17 protein-coding genes are annotated in these 18650 nt (G+C 66.3%); 4 read left to right on the plus strand and 13 right to left on the minus strand.

From position 1 onward, the window contains the following. Positions 1-37 precede the first annotated feature (37 nt). Both smeE and smeD read right to left on the minus strand, forming a co-directional pair. A complete protein-coding gene (gene smeE, locus N5D45_RS21625; RefSeq protein WP_010481397.1) occupies positions 38-3160 on the minus strand; it encodes a multidrug efflux RND transporter permease subunit SmeE in 3123 nt (1040 codons plus the stop codon). Between the two features lie 12 nt (positions 3161-3172). Then, positions 3173-4357 carry a multidrug efflux RND transporter periplasmic adaptor subunit SmeD gene (gene smeD, locus N5D45_RS21630; protein WP_019337674.1) on the minus strand — a complete coding sequence of 395 codons (1185 nt, stop codon included), beginning with the start codon at positions 4355-4357 and terminating at the stop codon, positions 3173-3175. A gap of 208 nt (positions 4358-4565) precedes the next feature. On the opposite strand from smeD, the gene smeT reads away from it, so the two are divergent. Together smeT and N5D45_RS21640 are read left to right on the plus strand one after the other, a co-directional pair. Further along, on the plus strand, positions 4566-5225 hold the full coding sequence (gene smeT, locus N5D45_RS21635) for an efflux transporter SmeDEF transcriptional repressor SmeT (RefSeq protein WP_019337673.1): 660 nt from the start codon (positions 4566-4568) through the stop codon (positions 5223-5225). Positions 5226-5270: 45 nt separating this feature from the next. Continuing rightward, positions 5271-6263 (plus strand): Gfo/Idh/MocA family oxidoreductase, encoded by a 993-nt coding sequence (locus N5D45_RS21640; protein ID WP_043401018.1) that lies wholly within the window; start codon positions 5271-5273, stop codon positions 6261-6263. A gap of 54 nt (positions 6264-6317) precedes the next feature. Here the strand turns inward: N5D45_RS21640 and hslU are convergent, their stop codons facing one another. The 9 genes from hslU to N5D45_RS21685 form a co-directional block, all read right to left on the minus strand. After that, on the minus strand, positions 6318-7691 hold the full coding sequence (gene hslU, locus N5D45_RS21645) for an ATP-dependent protease ATPase subunit HslU (protein ID WP_019337671.1): 1374 nt from the start codon (positions 7689-7691) through the stop codon (positions 6318-6320). Positions 7692-7751: 60 nt separating this feature from the next. After that, positions 7752-8303 (minus strand): ATP-dependent protease subunit HslV, encoded by a 552-nt coding sequence (hslV, locus tag N5D45_RS21650; protein WP_005411093.1) that lies wholly within the window; start codon positions 8301-8303, stop codon positions 7752-7754. Between the two features lie 74 nt (positions 8304-8377). Then, a complete protein-coding gene (locus N5D45_RS21655; RefSeq protein WP_010481389.1) occupies positions 8378-8578 on the minus strand; it encodes a DUF3079 domain-containing protein in 201 nt (66 codons plus the stop codon). Between the two features lie 77 nt (positions 8579-8655). After that, entirely contained in the window at positions 8656-9546 is an 891-nt protein-coding gene (xerC, locus tag N5D45_RS21660) for a tyrosine recombinase XerC (RefSeq protein WP_049435918.1), read from the minus strand. A 13-nt stretch (positions 9547-9559) separates the two neighbouring features. Beyond that, the gene (locus N5D45_RS21665; RefSeq protein WP_057504333.1) at positions 9560-10234 is read right to left on the minus strand and encodes a DUF484 family protein; all 675 of its coding nucleotides are present in this window, start codon (positions 10232-10234) and stop codon (positions 9560-9562) included. Beyond that, on the minus strand, positions 10231-11082 hold the full coding sequence (gene dapF, locus N5D45_RS21670) for a diaminopimelate epimerase (RefSeq protein ID WP_043401027.1): 852 nt from the start codon (positions 11080-11082) through the stop codon (positions 10231-10233). The genes N5D45_RS21665 and dapF overlap by 4 nt, the downstream gene beginning before the upstream one ends. Beyond that, positions 11075-11347, minus strand: coding sequence for a lipoprotein (locus N5D45_RS21675; protein ID WP_019337667.1), 273 nt, complete (start codon positions 11345-11347; stop codon positions 11075-11077). The genes dapF and N5D45_RS21675 overlap by 8 nt, the downstream gene beginning before the upstream one ends. Positions 11348-11429: 82 nt before the next feature. Further along, positions 11430-11855, minus strand: a complete 426-nt coding sequence (locus tag N5D45_RS21680) for a YbaN family protein (RefSeq protein WP_043401030.1) — start codon at positions 11853-11855, stop codon at positions 11430-11432. Between the two features lie 54 nt (positions 11856-11909). Beyond that, positions 11910-14021: a S9 family peptidase gene (locus N5D45_RS21685; protein WP_057504334.1), complete on the minus strand. Its 2112-nt coding sequence runs from the start codon at positions 14019-14021 to the stop codon at positions 11910-11912. Between the two features lie 143 nt (positions 14022-14164). On the opposite strand from N5D45_RS21685, the gene N5D45_RS21690 reads away from it, so the two are divergent. After that, positions 14165-15352, plus strand: coding sequence for a pyridoxal phosphate-dependent aminotransferase (locus N5D45_RS21690; protein WP_057504335.1), 1188 nt, complete (start codon positions 14165-14167; stop codon positions 15350-15352). A 110-nt stretch (positions 15353-15462) separates the two neighbouring features. Here N5D45_RS21690 and N5D45_RS21695 read toward each other — a convergent pair whose 3' ends face one another. Both N5D45_RS21695 and N5D45_RS21700 read right to left on the minus strand, forming a co-directional pair. Next, positions 15463-17559 (minus strand): prolyl oligopeptidase family serine peptidase, encoded by a 2097-nt coding sequence (locus N5D45_RS21695; RefSeq protein WP_010481373.1) that lies wholly within the window; start codon positions 17557-17559, stop codon positions 15463-15465. A 69-nt stretch (positions 17560-17628) separates the two neighbouring features. Continuing rightward, positions 17629-17955 carry a hypothetical protein gene (locus N5D45_RS21700; protein WP_010481372.1) on the minus strand — a complete coding sequence of 109 codons (327 nt, stop codon included), beginning with the start codon at positions 17953-17955 and terminating at the stop codon, positions 17629-17631. A 127-nt stretch (positions 17956-18082) separates the two neighbouring features. On the opposite strand from N5D45_RS21700, the gene N5D45_RS21705 reads away from it, so the two are divergent. Further along, positions 18083-18650 (plus strand): lipocalin family protein (locus N5D45_RS21705; protein WP_279939616.1); only part of this gene is annotated, 568 nt, incomplete at its 3' end.

The raw sequence follows: 18650 nt of genomic DNA on the forward strand, positions 1-18650 counted from the left end.
GTGCTCGCCGGGCATGGCCCGGCGCTACCGGATTTCATCACTCGGCGGTCTTGCGCTTGAACACGCGCTGCACCACCACGAAGAACAGCGGCACGAAGAACACACCGAGCACGGTGCCGACGATCATGCCGCCGAGCACGCCGGTACCGATCGCCTGCTTGGCGCCGGAACCGGCACCGGTGGAGACCGCCAGCGGTACCACGCCCATGCCGAAGGCCAGCGAGGTCATCACGATCGGACGCAAGCGGTCGCGCACGGCGTGCATGATCGACTCGATCAGGCTGGCGCCCTTCTCCAGGTTCTCCTTGGCGAACTCGACGATCAGGATCGCGTTCTTGCTGGTCAGGCCCACCGTGGTCAGCATCGCCACCTGGAAGTAGATGTCGCGTTCCAGGCCCTTGAAGGTATTGGCCAGCACGGCGCCGAGGATACCCAGCGGGGCCGCCAGCAGCACCGCGGTCGGCACGCTCCAGCTTTCGTACATCGCGGCCAGGCACAGGAACACGATCATCAGCGACAGCGTGTACAGCAGCGGCGTCTGCGAGCCGGCCTGGCGTTCCTGGTAGGACATCGCCGTCCACTCGATGCCGAAGCCCGCCGGCAGCTGCTTGGCCAACTGTTCGATCTCGGCCATGGCGTCACCGGAGGCCACACCCGGGGCCGGTTCGCCTTGGATTTCCATTGCCGACACGCCGTTGTAGCGCTCCAGGCGCGGCGAGCCGTAGTCCCAGTGCTTGGTGGCGAACGCGCTGAACGGCACCATCTCGCCCTTGTCGTTCTTCACGGACCAGAGATCGAAGTCCTCCGGCACCATGCGGAACGGCTGGTCAGCCTGCACGAACACGCGCTTGACGCGGCCGCGATCGACGAAGTCATCGATGTACGAACTGCCCCACGCGGCGGCCAGGGTGCCGTTGATCTGGTCGATCGACAGCCCCAGCGAGGTCGCCTTGGCCGCATCGATGTCGATGCGGAACTGCGGCGTGTCTTCCTGGCCGTTCGGGCGCACGTTGGCCAGTTTCTTGCTGCCGGCGGCGAGGCCGAGCAGCTGGTTGCGCGCGGCCACCAGTGCCTCGTGGCCCTGGCCGCTGTTGTCCTTCAGGAAGAAGGTGTAGCCCGAAGCGGTACCCAGCTCCGGGATGGCCGGCGGCGGGAAGGCGAAGATGAAGGCATCCTTGATCTGGCCCAGGGCCGCCATCGCGCGACCGGTGATCGGCATCACGCCATTGTTGGCGTCACGCTCGCTCCAGTCCTTCAGCTTGACGAATGCCATGCCCGCGTTCTGGCCCATGCCGGCGAAGCTGAAGCCCTGCACCGAGAACACCGAGTCCACCGCATCCTTCTCGTTCTGCAGGAAGTGGTTTTCCAGTGCCGCGATCGATTCCAGCGTACGTTCCTGGGTGGCACCCACCGGCGCCTGCACCAGCGCCATCAGCACGCCCTGGTCTTCGTTGGGCAGGAACGAACTGGGCAGGCGCACGAACAGCACGCCCATCAGCACGAACAGCGCCGCAACGATGCCCATGAAGCGCCACGGACGATGGATGATGCCGCGCACGCCACGCTGGTAGCTTTCGCTGGTGCGGTCGAAACCGCGGTTGAAGCCGTTGAAGAAACGACCGGCCAGGCCGCGATGGGCAACATGGTGCTCGCCCTTCTTCAGCGGCTTGAGCATGGTCGCGCACAACGCCGGGGTCAGCACGATCGCGACCAGTACCGACAATGCCATCGCCGAGACGATCGTGGCCGAGAACTGGCGGTAGATCACGCCGGTGGAACCGCTCATGAAGGCCATCGGCACGAACACTGCCGACAGCACCAGGCCGATGCCGACCAGTGCGCCGGTGATCTGGCCCATCGACTTGCGGGTGGCCTCGAGCGGCGACAGTCCCTCTTCGGACATGATGCGCTCGACGTTTTCCACCACCACGATGGCATCGTCCACCAGCAGGCCGATCGCCAGCACCATCGCGAACATGGTCAGCATGTTCACCGAGAAGCCCAGCATCGCCAGCACGCCGAAGGTACCCAGCAGCACCACCGGCACGGCGATGGTCGGGATCAGGGTGGCGCGGAAGTTCTGCAGGAACAGGTACATCACCACGAACACCAGCACGATCGCTTCGATCAGGGTCTGCACGACGCCCTTGATCGACACACGCACGAACGGCGTGGTGTCGTACGGGATCTCGGCTTTCAGCCCGGCCGGGAAGAAGCTCTTCATGTCCTCCAGCGCGGCATCCACGCCGGCGGCGGTATCCAGCGCGTTGGCGCCGGTGGCCAGGGTGACCGCCAGGCCGCTGGCCGGCTGGCCGTTGTAGCGGGTGACGAAGTCGTACGATTCCGCACCCAGCTCGACGCGGGCGACATCACCCAGGCGCAGCTCGGCACCGTCCTGCGCACCGCGCACGATGATGTTGCGGAACTGTTCCGGGGTCTGCAGGCGCGACTGCGCGTTGATGGTGGCGTTGAGCTGCTGACCCTTGATCGACGGCGCACCGCCGAGCTGGCCGATGGCGACCTGGGCGTTCTGTGCCTTGATCGCTGCGGTCACTTCGGCGACCGAAAGGCCATAGGTATGCAGCTTGTTCGGGTCCAGCCAGATGCGCATGGCGTACTTGCCACCGAACACCTGGATGTTGCCCACGCCCGGCACGCGGCTCAGGCGGTCGACGACATTGGAACCGACGTAGTCGGCGATGTCGTTGGCGTCCATGCTGCCGTCCTCGGACACGAACGCGATGACGTTCAGGAAGCCCGAGCTGGACTTGGCCACGTTGATGCCCTGCCGCTGCACTTCCTGCGGCAGCAGCGGCATGGCCAGCTGCAGCTTGTTCTGCACCTGCACCTGGGCGATGTCCGGGTTGGTGCCGCTCTCGAAGGTCAGGGTGATGGTGGCCTGGCCGTTGGACGAGCTGTTGGAGGAAAAGTAGATCAGGCCATCAAGGCCCTTCATGTTCTGCTCGATGATCTGCGTCACCGAGTCCTCGACCACCTTGGCCGATGCACCCGGGTAGGTGGCGCTGATTTCCACCGCCGGCGGTGCGACGTTGGGATACATCGAGACCGGCAGCTTGAACAGGGCCAGGCCGCCGGCGAGCATGATGATGATGGCGATCACCCATGCAAAGATGGGTCGATCGATGAAAAAGCGTGCCATGGGGTTCTCCGCTTACTTCGCGTCGCCGGCCGGAGCGGCAGGCTGGGCGGCCGCTGCCGGCTTGGCCGGAGCAGCGCCCTTCTCGGTGGCCTTGACCGGCATGCCGGGGCCGATCTTCTGCAGGCCTTCGACGATGACCTTGTCGCCGGCCTTCAGACCGTCCTCGACCAGCCACTTGTCGCCAACCGTGCGGCTGACCTTGACCGGGCGCACTTCGACCTTGTTGTCCTTGTCGACCACCATCGCGGAGGTGTCACCCTTCGGATCGCGGGCGATGCCGGCCATCGGTACCAGCACCGCATCGCTGCGCACGCCGCCGCCGATCACTGCGCGCACGTACATGCCCGGCATCAGCAGGCCGTCCGGGTTGTCCACCTTCACGCGCAGGCCGAAGCTGCCGGTGGCCGGATCGACGCTGACTTCGGAGAACTCCAGCGTGCCCTTGTGCTCGAAGGTGCTGCCGTCTTCCATCAGGATGCTGACCGGCAGCGTCTGGTTGTCCTGCAGGCGGCCGGCGGCCAGTTCGCGGCGCAGCTGCAGCAGCTCGGCCGAGGACTGGGTCAGGTCGACATAGATCGGATCCAGCTGCTGCACGGTGGCCAGCGCATTGGCCTGGCCGGCGTTGACCAGCGCACCCTGGGTGACGCTGGACTTGCCGATGCGGCCGCTGATCGGCGCGGTGATACGGGCGTAGCCGAGGGTGACGTTGGCCGCATCCAGCGATGCCTTGGCGGCGCCGACGTCGGCCTCGGCCTGCTTCTGCGCGGCCACGGCGTTTTCCAGATCCTGCTGGCTGACCGCGTCGACCTTGGCCAGCTCGGTGATGCGCCTGGCGCTCAGGCGGGCGGCATTGGCGGTGGCTTCGGCGCGGGCCAGCTGGGCACGGGCATTGTTGGCCTGGGCGCGGTAGCTGGCGTCGTCGAGCTGGTACAGCGGCTCGCCGGCCTTGACCATGCCACCTTCCGTGAACAGGCGCTTGGCGACGATGCCATTCACCTGCGGGCGCACTTCGGCGACCAGGAAGGCATTGGTACGGCCCGGCAGTTCGCGGGTCAGGCCCACGGTCTCGGACTTCAGCGTGACCACGGTGACGTCACCGGGGCCCTGTTCGGGGGCCTGGGGTTGGCCGCCGCAGGCAGCCACGGTCGCGGCGATGGCCAGCGACAGCGCGATGGGTCGGATTCGGCTCAGCAACATGACGGAAAGGCTCTCAGGGGAAGGAATCTCAAAACGCGCTGATACAGGCCGAAAGCGCCAGCAGGCAACGCTCACCGGCGGGGAGAAGCAGCCGGCAACGGCCTGCCACGCACACGGCGGGAATGATGGGACGGAAATATACACACATGCGTGTTTGTTTGTAAACAGGTACAATTCAGCCACGTTTCACCCGCACTCGTACCCATCCATGGCCCGCAAGACCAAAGAGGACACCCAGGCAACCCGGGAAGGCATCCTTGACGCCGCCGAAGCCTGTTTCCATGAACACGGCGTGGCCCGTACCACGCTGGAGATGATCGGCGCCCGCGCCGGCTATACCCGTGGCGCGGTGTACTGGCACTTCAAGAACAAGAGCGAGGTGCTGGCCGCGATCGTTGAACGGGTGCACCTGCCCTTCATGCAGGAACTGGAACGCACCTCCACCGAGCAGCGCGACACGCCGGTACACGACCTGCGCGCGGTGATGATCCACTCGTTCATCGAGCTGTCCGAGGATGAGCGCCTGCGCAAGACCATGGAGATCATGCTGCGCAGCGATGCCTCGGCCGACACCAAGGTGCTGACCGAAATGCAGCAGGCCGGATTCCGCGATGCGCTGGACCGGATGGAGCGTGCGCTTCGCCGGGCCCGGGACCTGGGCCAGCTGCGCGAAGGAGCGGACCCGAAGATCGCCGCGCGCATGCTGCACGCCACCGTCCTGGGCGTGCTGCACGGCGCGATGGTCGAACCGGAACTGATGGACCTCAAGCGCGACGGCATGCTCGCGCTGGACATGACTCTGGCCGCCTACGTGAAGGATGGCGTGTTCGTGCCCGGAACGGTGCCCGAGCCGTTGCCGGACGCGTGAGCGGCGCTGCCGCCACTACCGCCGTACCCATCTGAGGACAGACCCATGATCCTGGACAATGTGGTGTGGGGCTTCATCGGCTGCGGCAGTGTCACCGAGAAGAAGAGCGGCCCGGCCCTGGCCAGCACACCCGGATCACGGGTTGCAGCGGTCATGCGCCGCAATGCGGCGTTGGCCGAGGATTACGCGAGGCGCCATGCCATTCCCCGTTGGTACGCGGACGCTGATGCGCTCATCGCCGATCCCGAAGTGAACGCGGTGTACGTCGCAACGCCCCCCTCGACGCACATGCAGTACGCGCTGCAGGCGATCGCCGCGGGCAAGCCGGTCTACATCGAAAAGCCGATGGCCATGGATCACGCCGAATGCGAACGCGTACTGGAGGCCAGCGCACGCCGCGGCGTGCCGGTGTTCGTGGCCTATTACCGCCGCGCCCTGCCCCGCTTCGCACAGGTGAAACAGCTGCTGGACAGCGGCGCGATCGGTACGCCGCGCAGCGTGCGCGCCACCCTGCACCGGCCGCATTCGGCGAATGCCGCCTCGCCGGACTTCTGGCGGACCCATCCGGCGATCGCCGGCGGCGGGCTGTTCGTCGATCTGGGCTCGCATACCCTGGACCTGCTCGACCATCTCCTGGGGCCGCTGAGCGATGTGCGTGGCCTGGCCAGTTCATTGACCGGCGCCTACGCCGCCGAGGACAGCGTCTCGATGTGCTTCCGTACCGGAATGGGCGCGCATGGCATCGCGCAGTGGAGCTTCTGCGCCTTCCGCCGCCAGGATGAGATCGAGATCACCGGCGACCGCGGGCAGCTGCGCTTTGCCACCTTCGAGGACGTTCCGGTGGTTCTGGAGACCGAAGCGGGCGTGCAGGCGTTCGATATCCCGAACCCGCCAGCGGTCCAGCAGCCGTTGATCGCCTCCCTCGTGGACGAACTGCGTGGCAACGGCTGTTCACCGTCGACCGGCATCAGCGCTGCGCGCACCAGTGCGGTGATCGACCAGGTACTGCAGGCCTACCGCGCCCGGCACCCGCACTGACCGCCAACAAAAAGGCCGCCTTTCGGCGGCCCCATAGCTTTGCGGAGCCGGGCATTACAGGATGTAGCGGCTCAGGTCCGGATCCTGCACCAGCTCGCCCAGGTGTGCATCGACATAAGCACTGTCGATGGCCAGGGTTTCGCCGTCGCGGTCCGGTGCCTCGTAGCTGAGCGAATCCAGCAGGCGCTCCAGCACGGTATGCAGGCGGCGGGCACCGATGTTCTCCTGGCGCTCGTTCACCTGGAAGGCGATCTCGGCCAGACGATCAATGGCGTCGGCAGTGAAGCTGACCTTGACGCCCTCGGTGGCCAGCAGCGCTTCGTACTGCTTGGTCAGCGCGGCCTTCGGCTCGGTCAGGATGCGCACGAAATCGTTCTTGCTCAGCGCCCCCAGTTCAACGCGGATCGGGAAGCGACCCTGCAGCTCCGGAATCAGATCGCTGGGCTTGGCCAGGTGGAACGCACCGGAGGCGATGAACAGGATGTGGTCGGTTTTGATGGTGCCGTACTTGGTGGACACGTTGGAGCCTTCCACCAGCGGCAGCAGGTCGCGCTGCACACCTTCGCGGGACACGTCGCCACCGCCCACGTTGTCACCACGCTTGGCGACCTTGTCGATCTCGTCGATGAAGACGATGCCGTGCTGCTCACAGGCCTCGATCGCCGCCGTGCGGATATCGTCTTCGTTGACCAGCTTGCCGGCCTCTTCTTCCACCAGCAGCGGACGCGCGGCCTTGATGGTCAGCGTGCGCTTATGCGCCTTGGCGCCGCCGCCGAGGTTGGCGAACATCGACTTCAGCTGCTGGCCCATTTCCTCCATGCCCGGTGGGGTCATGATGTCCATGCTGACATTGGCGGCCAGGTCGAGCTCGATCTCGCGCTCGTCCAGCTCACCGTTGCGAAGCATCTTGCGGAACTTGATGCGGGTCTCGTTGTCCTGCGCCGACGGTTCGTTGCGGGCGACTTCCGGATCGAAGCCGATGCCACCGCTGCGGCGCGGCAGCAGCGCATCGAGGATGCGGTCCTCTGCGCGTTCTTCGGCCTGGGTACGCACGCGCACCTTGGCCTGTTCGCGGTACAGCTTCACTGCGGTATCGGCCAGGTCACGGATGATCTGCTCGACATCCTTGCCGACGTAGCCGACTTCGGTGAAGCGGGTCGCTTCGACCTTCACGAACGGCGCGTTGGCCAGCGTGGCCAGGCGGCGCGCGATTTCGGTCTTGCCGACGCCGGTCGGGCCGATCATCAGGATGTTCTTCGGCATCACTTCATTGCGCAGCTCCGGCACCAGCTGCATGCGGCGCCAGCGGTTGCGCAGGGCGATGGCCACGGCGCGCTTGGCGTCGTGCTGGCCCACGATATGCCGGTCCAGTTCCTGCACGATCTCGCGCGGGGTCATGGTGGCGGAGGAAACTTCGATCTTCGACATGGATGTGCTCACGGATTCGTTGTCGGTAGCGCCGGGCCATGCCCGGCGGATCGGGAGGCGTTACAGCTCCTCGACCACCACGTTGCGGTTGGTGTAGATGCAGATGTCGCCGGCAATGCCAATGGCTTCGCTGGCGATGGTGCGCGCATCCAGTTCGGTGTGCGCCATCAGCGCGCGCGCGGCCGACAGCGCATAGGAACCGCCGGAACCGATGGCGATGATGCCGTCCTCCGGTTCGATCACATCGCCGGTGCCGCTGATGATCAGCGAGGTTTCCTTGTCGGCCACTGCCAGCAGGGCCTCGAGCTTGCCCAGGCGGCGCTCGGTGCGCCAATCCTTGGCCAGTTCGACCGCAGCGCGCTGCAGCTGGCCGTGCTTTTCCAGCTTGGCCTCGAACAGCTCGAACAGGGTGAAGGCATCGGCGGCGGCACCGGCGAAGCCGGCCAGCACCTGGCCGTCACGACCGAGGCGGCGCACCTTGCGCGCATTGCCCTTCATCACGGTGTGGCCCAGCGTGACCTGGCCGTCGCCGGCAATGGCCACGTGCTCGCCGCGACGGACGCAGACGATGGTGGTGGCGTGGAAAACGTTGGGATTCTGACTGGGGTCCATGCGGCCTCCGATAGCTGTTCCCGGGACATGGGGACAGCGCCGGGTGCGATCAAGCCTGTGCGGATGGCTGCCGTTCAGCGCTTGGCTTGCGAAGGCCGATCCGGATTGGGCTCGATGCCCCAGGCGATATACCAGTCTTCGCCCTGCGTCTCGATGGGATGCTGGGTGCGGCCGGAACCATTGCCGCAGGCCAGTGCGTCAGCTGCGCAGTAGCGGTCGCAGCCCCAGCAGATGCGCTCGGGATGCCTGGGATGCAGCGGAATGGGCTTCGCCATGGTGGCGGGTTCTTCGTGGCCTGCGGCCACGATGCGCCGGTAGCGCCCGCCCTGCCCTGATCCAGATCAAAGGCGGGCTATTCAGCCGTGTCGCCCTTGTTGCGGCGCTTGGCGCGCGGATGCGCGGCGTCGTAGACCTTGGCCAGATGCTGGAAGTCGAGGTGGGTGTAGATCTGGGTGGTAGCGATGTCGGCATGGCCGAGCAGCTCCTGCACGCCACGCAGGTCACCGGATGATTCCAGGATATGGCTGGCGAAGCTGTGCCGCAGCATGTGCGGGTGCACGTGCTTGAACAGGCCCTGGCGCTGCGCCAGCTGGCGGATGCGGATCTGCACCGCGCGTTGGCTGATCGGCCCGTTGCGGCCGGGAAATACCGGCGAGGCCGGTCCACCGCCACTTTCCGCGCGCCACGCCTGCAGTGCTTCGCGCGCAGGCCTGCCGAACGGCACCCGCCGCTGGCGATTGCCCTTGCCCAGCACGCTGACCAGGCCGCTGTCGAAATCCAGATCGCGCCAGGTCAGCGCGCAGACTTCGCTCAGGCGCAGGCCGGAGGAATAGAACAGTTCCAGCAGCGCGCGATCACGGCGGCCCAGCTCGCCTTCCGGTTCCAGCTCGACCAGCTGCACGGCTTCGTCGGCGTCAAGCACCTGCGGCAACCGGCGCGGCGCACGCGGCGCCTTCAGCGTCGCCGCCGGACTGACCTCGATGCGCCCGTGCTTGAGCAGCCAGGCATAGAAGCTGCGGCAGGCCGACAAGCGGCGCTGCAGGCTCTTGGCCGACAGGCCGCGGCGATGCTCGTCGGCGACGAACTGGCGCACCGCGTCAGCATCAAGCGCCTCCACCGCTACACCACGTGGCTCGGCCCAGACCGACAGCGCATCCAGGTCGCGGCGGTAGGCATCAAGCGTATGCGCCGACATCCGCCGTTCCACCTGCAGGTGCTGCAGGAAGGCCTGTACCGCGCTCATCGTCGTGTCCTGCTCAGCCCGGGAAGCGCTTCAGGCCGGTGACCAGCGCATCGCCCATCATGCGCAGGAACAGCGTGCCCATGCCCGGATAGAAGCGGTTCGGGTCGTGGCTTCCGACCGCAATCAGGCCCATGCCCGGTAGCGGCAGCAGTGCGGTGGTCTGCACTTCCTCGCTGCGCACGCCATACAGCACGGCATTCTTTTCCGGCTGCAGGCGGCCGCAGATCGGCTCGCCATCCTTCAGGCAGTCGCGGAACGGGCCCAGCTGCGGATCATCGGCGGCGATCACCTGCAGCCAGTCGGCCTGCTCCAGCCCGGCCACCGGCCTGTGCACCACCAGCCGTACCAGGTCGCCGGCGAAATCTTCCTGCAGCGAGGCAGCCATAGCACGCAGGGTATCGGCGGCGTTGTCCTGCTTCATCAGCGCCAGGGTCAGCTGATGCGTGCGCACTGCCAGGCGTTCATTGATCTGGGCGGTTGCGCCCAGATCGGCCAACCGTCGTGCCAGCTCGCGGTTCTTCTCGCGCAGCACTTCCAGCTGGTAGCTGGCCAGCGACGCGGTCGGACCGTCATCACGCGGCACCACCAGGGTCAGGGCCAGGTCCGGGAACTGCTTGAGGAAGCCCGGATGACGCCGCAACCAGGCAGCGACTTCATGGGCCCCGAGCTTGTCGACGGTTTCGGTCATGCGATCCACTCCCCTTCGAAGACGAATGCGGTCGGGCCGGCCATCACCACCGGCTGGCCATCGCCTGGCCACTGGATGCGCAGGTCACCACCGGGCAGGCTGATGCGCGCGTCACGCTGCAGGCGGCCACGCTGCATCAGGGTCACCGCAGCGGCACAGGCACCGCTGCCACAGGCCAGGGTTTCACCGACGCCGCGCTCATTCACACGCAGACGTGCATGCGCCGGGCCCATCACCTGTACGAAGCCCACGTTCACCGAGCGCGGGAACGACGCATGCTGCTGCAGCAGCGAACCGACGCGCTCGACCGGTGCGGCATCGATCAGGCCCACTTCAATCACCGCATGCGGATTGCCCATCGATACCGCAGCAAAGCGGACGCTCTCGCCCTGCAGCGGCAGCAGGTATTCCTCGCGCGCGTGGGCGAAGCCCATCAGCGGCACGTTGGCCGGCTCGAACGCAGGCACCCCCATGGTCACCGCGAACTGGCCCTCGCCCAGCATCTTCACTTCGTGGCTGGCCAACGGGCTGTCGATGACGAATGCACCGCCCTGCGCACTGCCCTCGCGCACCAGCCAGGCCGCGATGCAGCGCGCGCCGTTGCCGCACTGCTCGGAGTTGGAACCGTCGGCATTCCAGATGCGGTAGGACGCCACCGAGCCTTCCGCGCGCGGTGCTTCGATGGTCAGGATCTGATCGCAGCCGACGCCGGTGTGGCGGTCGGCCAGGCGCGCGGCCAGTTCAGGCGTGGGCGGCGCAGTGCCGTCACGCAGGTCGATCACTACGAAATCATTGCCCGCGCCATGCATCTTGCTGAAGCGCAGCGCCTTGGAACCGGCCTTACTCATTCCCGCCGCCCACCTTCTTCGCAGGCGCAGGCGCCGGTTGGGTCGTCGGTGCAGCCGGGTCCACGGTCGTGGCCGGCGTGCCGCTGCCCTGGGTCTCGGTCGGGGTCGCTTCGGTCGCGGGCTCGGCAACCGGTTCGACGGTTTCTTCCACCGGCACCGGCTTCTGCGGCAGTACCAGCGGGCCCTTGTTGCCGCAGGCGGCGAGGAACAGCAGCGAAGCCGCTGCCAGCGGAATCAGGATGGCGTTTCGATGGGGGGTCTTCATGCCCCGAGTATAGCCACTGGCGGCTGAGCGGTTGGTGCAGGGGATCGGGTTGCCGGCCAGCGGCCGGCACCACCGCAGAGGTTCAATCCGCGGGCGGCGGCAGCGGCCGGGTCCACAGCCAGATCGCCACCACGGTCATGCTGCCGATCGAGAACCACTTCACCCAGGCGATCGGCACGCACCACAGCATGATGCCGGCGCATACCGCCATGGTGATCGTGGCCATCCACTTGCCGTAGCGGCTGACTGCACCATGCGCCTGCCAGTTGGCGATGGCCGGGCCAAAGCGTGGATGCTGCAACAGCCAGCTGTGCAGGCGCTCGGAGCCGCGCGAGGCGGCCCACGCCGAGATCAGGATGAATACGGTGGTCGGCAGGCCCGGCACGAAGATCCCGACGATGCCGGTACCGAGGCTGACGTACGCCAGCAGCCACCACGCCCAGCGGAAACGCACCACGCGCGGTGGCGCGGTGGCGTTGCGAGGGGCGGAAGGATCTGGCGCGCTCATGGCCGCAAGGATACCGGTTCAGGGTGCCAGGCAGTGCCCGGCACCCTGTCGCCATCACGGCTGGGCGATGCCCAACTGCTGCAGCACGAACGCATACGACTCGGACAGCTCGCGGTAACGCTGGAAGCGCCCCGACTTGCCGCCGTGGCCGGCTTCCATGTTGGTGCGGAACAGGATCGGGTAGGGGCCAGTGTTGTCGTCACGCAGCTTGGCTACCCACTTCGCCGGTTCCCAGTACTGCACCTGCGAATCCCACAGGCCGGTGCCCACGAACAGCGCCGGATAGGCCTGCTGCTTCACGTTGTCATAGGGCGAGTAGGACAGCATGTAGTCGTAGTACGGCTTCTGTTCCGGGTTGCCCCACTCGTCGTACTCGTTGGTGGTCAGCGGAATGGTCGGGTCGAGCATGGTGGTGACCACATCGACGAACGGCACCTGCGCCACCATCACCCGGTAATCCTGCGGGGCCTGGTTGGCCACCGCGCCCATCAGCAGGCCACCGGCACTGCCGCCGGATGCGGCGACGCGATCCTTCGCCGCCCAGCCCTGTGCCACCAGCCCTCGGGTGACGTCGATGAAGTCGTTGAAGGTGTTCTGCTTGTGCAGCAGCTTGCCGTTCTCGTACCAGTCGCGGCCCATTTCCTGGCCACCGCGGATGTGGGCGATGGCATACACCACGCCGCGGTCGAGCAGGCTCACCGCGGTCTGGTTGAAGTACGGGTCCATCGACATGCCGTAGCTGCCATAGGCGTACTGGAACAGCGCGCCCTTGCCATCCTTCTGGTAGCCCTTGCGGTAGACCAGCGACACCGGCACCTTCACGCCATCGCGCGCGGTGATCCAGACGCGATCGGTTTCGTACTTCGAGGCGTCATAGCCGATCACCGGCTGCACCTTCAGCTGGCGGCGCTCGCCGGTGGCGGTGTTCAGTTCGAACACCGTGGTCGGGGTGGTCATCGAGGTGTAGACGTAGCGCAGCCACGGCGTATCGGCCTCGGTGTTGTCGCCCAGGCCCATCGAGTACGCCGGCTCGTCGGCCTTCACGTAGTCGCTGCGACCGTCCTTGAACAGCAGGCGGATGCGTTCCAGGCCTTCGGAACGTTCGGCGATGGCGGTGTAGCCGTCGAACAGTTCGAAGCCTTCGATGAACACCGCATCGTCATGCGCGATCCAGTCCTTCCACTGCACGCGCGAGGTCGCATCGGTCGGTGCGGTGACCAGCTTGAAGTTCTTCGCACCATCGTTGGTACGGATCACCCAGCGGCCGTCGTAGTGATCGGCGTCGTACTCGACATCGCGCTGGCGCGGGGCCAGTACGGTGAAGGTGGTCGGGTCGCTGGCGGGTGCATAGCGCTCTTCCGAGGACACGGTGCTGTGCACGCCGATGGTGATGAAGCGATCGTCGCGGGTGCGGCCGATGCCCATGTAGAAGCTGTCGTCCTTCTCTTCGTAGACGACGGTGTCGGCGCTGGCCGGGGTACCCAGCACGTGCTTCTTCACGCGCACGGTCAGCAGTGTTTCCGGATCGTTCTCGACATACAGCACGGTGCGGTTGTCGTCGGCCCAGACCAAGTCGCCGGAGCTGCCGGTGATCACATCGGGCAACACCTTGCCGGTGGCCAGGTCCTTGAAGCGGATCGTGTACTGGCGGCGGCCCACATCATCATCGGCCCAGGCCAGCAGCTGGTTGTCCTGGCTGACCTCCATCGAGCCGACGCTGAAGTAGCCCTTGCCAGCGGCCATCGTGTTGACGTCCAGCAGGATCTCTTCGGCCGCGTCCATGCTGCCCTTGCGGCGCGCGTGGATGGGGTAGTCCTGGCCGGTCTCGAAACGGCTGTAGTACCAGTAGCCGCGCTCGCGCGCCGGCACGCTGGAATCGTCCTGCTTGATGCGGCCGACGATCTCCTTGTACAGGGTGTCTTCCAGCGGCTTCAGCGGTGCCAGCAGCTGGTCAGCGTAGGCATTCTCGGCCTGCAGGTAGGCCAGCATGTCCTTGTTCTCGCGCTTGTCGTCGCGCAGCCAGTAATAGTCATCGTTGCGGGTCGCGCCGAACGGCGCCTTGACCACATGCGGGTGCTTGGCGGCATCCGGCGGAACGGGCGGCGTGGCGGCGGTAGCGGTCGTGGTCATCAGGCTCGCAAGCAACAGGCAGAGAGTGGATTTCATGAGATAAGGCTCCAGGCGCATCAATGCAATGGTCTTCGGCGGGGTCAGATCCCTTTTCCCGAAAAGGGATCTGACCCCAATCCCTGCAATGCGGCAACCCTGCGGATCGTCATGGGTCATGCCGACCGGCGTACCATGGGCAGATGAGTACCCTGCCCCACACGCCGGGCTACAGCCGGCGCAGCCATGAAATCGCTCCGTTCCACGTGATGTCGCTGCTGGCCCGCGCACAGGCGCTGGAACAGGCCGGCCACGATGTGATCCACCTGGAAATCGGCGAACCGGACTTCACCACGGCCGAACCGGTCGTGCGTGCCGGCCAGGCCGCATTGGCCGCCGGCCATACCCGCTACACCGCCGCACGTGGCCTGCCGGCCCTGCGCCAGGCCATCAGTGGTTTCTATCGCAGCCACTACGGGCTGGACATCGATCCCGAACGCATCCTGGTCACCCCCGGCGGCTCCGGTGCGCTGCTGCTGGCCAGCAGCCTGCTGGTCGATCCTGGTCGCCACTGGCTGCTGGCCGACCCCGGTTATCCGTGCAACCGCCACTTCCTGCGCCTGGTGGAAGGCGGTGCGCAGCTGGTGCCGGTCGGGCCGGAAACCGCCTACCAGCTGACTCCATCGCTGGTGGAACAACACTGGAACGCCGACAGCGTCGGCGCGCTGGTCGCCTCGCCGGCCAACCCGACCGGCACCGTGCTTTCCGCCGACGAACTGTCAGCCCTGTCGCAGACCCTGCACGCGCGGGGCGGCCACCTGGTGGTGGACGAGATCTATCACGGCCTGACCTACGGCCTGGATGCGCCCAGCGTGCTGCAGGTGGATGACAGCGCGTTCGTGCTGAACAGTTTTTCCAAGTACTTCGGCATGACCGGCTGGCGGCTGGGCTGGCTGGTGGCACCGCCGGCGGCCGTGCCCGATCTGGAGAAGCTGGCACAGAACCTGTACATCAGCGCGTCGAGCATCGCTCAGCATGCCGCCCTCGCCTGTTTCAGCGAGGAATCGATGGCGATCTTCGAGCAACGCCGCGAGGCGTTCCGCCAGCGCCGCGATTTCCTGCTGCCTGCACTGCGCGAACTGGGCTTCCGCATCGAAGTCGAGCCGCAGGGTGCGTTCTACCTGTACGCCGATGTGAGCGCATTCACCGACGACGCGCAGGCGTTCTGCGCGCACTTCCTGGAAACCGAGCACGTGGCATTCACCCCCGGGCTGGATTTCGGCTTCCATCGCGCCAACCAGCATGTGCGGTTGGCCTATACGCAGGAAGTGCCGCGGTTGCAGGAGGCGGTGGCGCGGATCGCGCGTGGGTTGAAGAGCTGGGGCACCTGATCGCCCTGCGCGAACAGCATCCACGCATGGCGTGGATCTACTGGCTCCACGCCACGTGGATACGCGGACCCAACGAAAAACGCCGCCCGAAGGCGGCGTTTTTCATTCCGTCACTTACCGCCGAGGCGTTCCCACAGGAAGCTGTAGGCCAGCGCCGACATGTGTGCGGCCTGCGCGTTGTTGGCTGCACCGCCGTGGCCACCTTCGATGTTCTCGTAGTAGGTCACGTCCTTGCCGGCGTCGATCATCTTCGCCGCCATCTTGCGGGCGTGGCCCGGATGCACGCGATCATCGCGGGTGGAGGTGGTGAACAGCACCGGCGGGTAGTTCTTCTTCGCGTTGAACAGGTGGTACGGCGAGAAGGTCTTGATGAACTCCCAGTCGCTGGTATCCGGGTTGCCGTACTCGGCCATCCACGAGGCACCGGCCAGCAGATGGCTGTAGCGCTTCATGTCCAGCAGCGGCACCTGCACCACCACCGCACCGAACAGTTCCGGGTACTGGGTCAGCATGTTGCCGGTCAGCAGGCCACCGTTGCTGCCGCCCTGCACGCCCAGGTGCTTGGCGCTGGTGATCTTGCGCTTGACCAGATCGCGCGCCACCGCGGCCATGTCTTCATAGGCCTTGTGACGGTTCTGCTTCAGCGCTGCCTGGTGCCAGCGCGGGCCGTACTCGCCACCACCACGGATGTTGGCGACCACGTACACGCCGCCCTTCTCCAGCCAGGCGCGGCCCATGCCACCGGAGTAGTTCGGGGTCAGTGAGATCTCGAAACCACCGTAGCCGTACAGCAGGGTCGGGTTGGAGCCATCCAGCTTCATCGCCTTGTCGTGCACCACGAAGTACGGCACGCGGGTGCCGTCCTTGCTGGTGGCGAAGTGCTGCTCGATCACCTTGCCCTTGGCATCAAAGAAGGCCGGCATGGTCTTCAGCGTTTCCGGCGCCTGGCCGATCTCGGCCAGTGCCAGCGTGGTCGGGGTCAGGTAGTCGGTAGCGGTCAGCCACACCGCGTCGCTGTCGTTGCTGTCCACCGCGGCCACGCCCAGCGTGCCAAAGGCCGGCGCGCCGACGAAGCGGCTGGTCTGCCAACCATCGGCGCCCGGGGTCAGCACCGACAGGCGGTTCTTGACGTCATCCAGCACGTTCAGCACCAGATGGCTCTTGGTCCAGGTGGCGCTGGCCAGCGAGGTGGTCGCGGTCGGGGTGAACAGCACCTCGAAGTCGCGCTTGCCCGCCAGGAAGTCATCCAGCTTGGTGGCCAGCAGCGAACCGGAGGCATAGGTCTTGCCGCCCACGGTCCACGGGTCGCGCAACTCCAGGGTCAGCCACTGCTTGTGCAGGCCCTTCTCGGCCGAGTTCGGCGCATCAATCTTGGTCAGCGTGCCGTCGTCGCCGCGCAGGTAGATCTCGTTGTTGTAGAAGGCCAGGGTGCGGCTGACCAGGTTGCGCTCGAAGCCCGGGGTGTCATCGTGCATCGCCGCGATGTACATGTCTTCCGGCTTGCCTTCGTACACGGCCGTGGCCGAGGCCATCGGCGTGCCGCGCTTCCACAGCTTGGCCACGCGCGGGTAGCCGGAGGTGGTCATCGAACCGGCACCGAAGTCGGTGTAGACGAACACCGTATCGCGATCGATCCAGCTGAGGCCGCCCTTCGACTCCGGACGGAAGAAGCCGTCCTTGATCCAGCTCTTGTTGGACAGGTCGAATTCGCGGGTGACATCGGCGTCGGCGCCACCGCGCGACAGCGCGATGAGGCAGCGGCTGTAGTCCGGACGCAGGCAGTCAGCACCGTGCCAGACCCAGTTCTCGCCTTCGGCCTTGTTCAACGCATCCAGGTCAAGCACGGTTTCCCACTGCGGCGAGGCCTTGCGGTACTCGGCCAGGGTGGTGCGGCGCCACAGGCCACGCTCGTGCTGCTGGTCCTTCCAGAAGTTGTAGTAGTAGTCGCCGATCTTCTGCACGCCGGGAATCTTGGCATCGGAGTCGAGCACCTCGCGGATGCTGGTCTCCATCTGCTTGAAGGCCGGGGTCTGCGCCAGGCGCGCCTCGGACTTGGCGTTCTGTTCCTTGACCCAGGTCAGCGGCTTGTCGCCGGTGACGTCTTCGAGCCAAGCGTAACGGTCGGTGTCTTCAGCGGCCACGGCGGTCCCCACCGAGGCAGCGGTCATCATGCCGGCCAGCAGGCAGGCGGAAGCGAGTCGTGACATTGCAGCTCCAGGCAGTCATAAGCCTTGGAACGCTAGCACGGAATGTCGCGGTCTCCCCCGTGTCGAAGGTCAGGCCGTGGCCGCGGGGCTGCGCCGGCCACGGGTCGTGCCGCCGGTCCGGCGACGGGCCTGTCCACCGGTACGCCGGGCCAGCCGCAGCCACGACAGTCCAGGCAGCGGGAAGCGCAGCAACGCCCACCAGGCCACCAGCGGCATGCCCACCAGCCACATCGGCAGCCAGCCCAGCCAGGCGTTGCTGCCGCGCGCGGCTGGCCAGACCAGCACCAGTGCCAGGCCGGCCAGCGCCACCTGCTGCACGCTGCGCAGCAGGCGTGGATCGGCGCGTTCAATGATGACGCGTTCAGTTGCAGGGCGGCGAACGGAACGTGCGTACATGGGGCTTCTCCGGTGGACAATGCAACACAGTTTGGGCAAGGCCCTTCTCACAGGTTGCGACACCATTGACGGATCGCGTGCACACAGTCGACCATGCGCGTGCAAGCCCACTGGAGCCCGCTCCCGCATGACTTCGATCCGCCCGCTCTGCGCCGCGCTGCTGGCCCTTTCCCTGGCCGGCCCCGCCGTGGCCGCCAGTGAGCCGCCGTCGCCCCGTACCAGTGCCTCTGGTGCAGCTGCCCTGGACGCACCGATCGACCTGAAGCGCTTCATGGGCACCTGGTATGTGATCGGCCGCGTGCCGAACTTCATCGAACGTGGCCATGTCGCCAGCGTCAACGAGTACGAGCTGCGCGACGCGCACAAGGTCGGCATCACCTACCGCTACCGTGATGGCTTCGGCGAACCGCTGCAGGAAGTGCGTGCCCGCGCCAGCGTCGACCCGGACAGCGGCAACCACGGCTGGCGCACCTGGTTCTACCGCGTCGTGCCGACCCATTCGCGGGTGCTGGAAGTGGCGCCGGATTACTCGTGGGCGCTGATCGGCTACCCCGGCCGTGAGATGGCCTGGATCTTCTCGCGCACGCCGGACATGGACAAGGCGCTGTACAAGGAGCTGGCCGAACGCCTGCGCGACGAGTACGGCGTGAACACCGACAAGCTCAAGCGCGTACCGCAGCACCCGGAACAGGTCG

Source organism: Stenotrophomonas sp. GD03819, from assembly GCF_029841665.1.
In the GTDB taxonomy this organism is placed as follows: Bacteria; Pseudomonadota; Gammaproteobacteria; order Xanthomonadales; family Xanthomonadaceae; genus Stenotrophomonas; species Stenotrophomonas geniculata.

Coding starts and splice junctions, on each gene's coding strand:
- smeE (WP_010481397.1), bottom strand. CDS start 3,160: ATGGCACGCTTTTTCATCGATCGACCCATCTTTGCATGGGTGATCGCC.
- smeD (WP_019337674.1), bottom strand. CDS start 4,357: ATGTTGCTGAGCCGAATCCGACCCATCGCGCTGTCGCTGGCCATCGCC.
- smeT (WP_019337673.1), top strand. CDS start 4,566: ATGGCCCGCAAGACCAAAGAGGACACCCAGGCAACCCGGGAAGGCATC.
- N5D45_RS21640 (WP_043401018.1), top strand. CDS start 5,271: ATGATCCTGGACAATGTGGTGTGGGGCTTCATCGGCTGCGGCAGTGTC.
- hslU (WP_019337671.1), bottom strand. CDS start 7,691: ATGTCGAAGATCGAAGTTTCCTCCGCCACCATGACCCCGCGCGAGATC.
- hslV (WP_005411093.1), bottom strand. CDS start 8,303: ATGGACCCCAGTCAGAATCCCAACGTTTTCCACGCCACCACCATCGTC.
- N5D45_RS21655 (WP_010481389.1), bottom strand. CDS start 8,578: ATGGCGAAGCCCATTCCGCTGCATCCCAGGCATCCCGAGCGCATCTGC.
- xerC (WP_049435918.1), bottom strand. CDS start 9,546: ATGAGCGCGGTACAGGCCTTCCTGCAGCACCTGCAGGTGGAACGGCGG.
- N5D45_RS21665 (WP_057504333.1), bottom strand. CDS start 10,234: ATGACCGAAACCGTCGACAAGCTCGGGGCCCATGAAGTCGCTGCCTGG.
- dapF (WP_043401027.1), bottom strand. CDS start 11,082: ATGAGTAAGGCCGGTTCCAAGGCGCTGCGCTTCAGCAAGATGCATGGC.
- N5D45_RS21675 (WP_019337667.1), bottom strand. CDS start 11,347: ATGAAGACCCCCCATCGAAACGCCATCCTGATTCCGCTGGCAGCGGCT.
- N5D45_RS21680 (WP_043401030.1), bottom strand. CDS start 11,855: ATGAGCGCGCCAGATCCTTCCGCCCCTCGCAACGCCACCGCGCCACCG.
- N5D45_RS21685 (WP_057504334.1), bottom strand. CDS start 14,021: ATGAAATCCACTCTCTGCCTGTTGCTTGCGAGCCTGATGACCACGACC.
- N5D45_RS21690 (WP_057504335.1), top strand. CDS start 14,165: ATGAGTACCCTGCCCCACACGCCGGGCTACAGCCGGCGCAGCCATGAA.
- N5D45_RS21695 (WP_010481373.1), bottom strand. CDS start 17,559: ATGTCACGACTCGCTTCCGCCTGCCTGCTGGCCGGCATGATGACCGCT.
- N5D45_RS21700 (WP_010481372.1), bottom strand. CDS start 17,955: ATGTACGCACGTTCCGTTCGCCGCCCTGCAACTGAACGCGTCATCATT.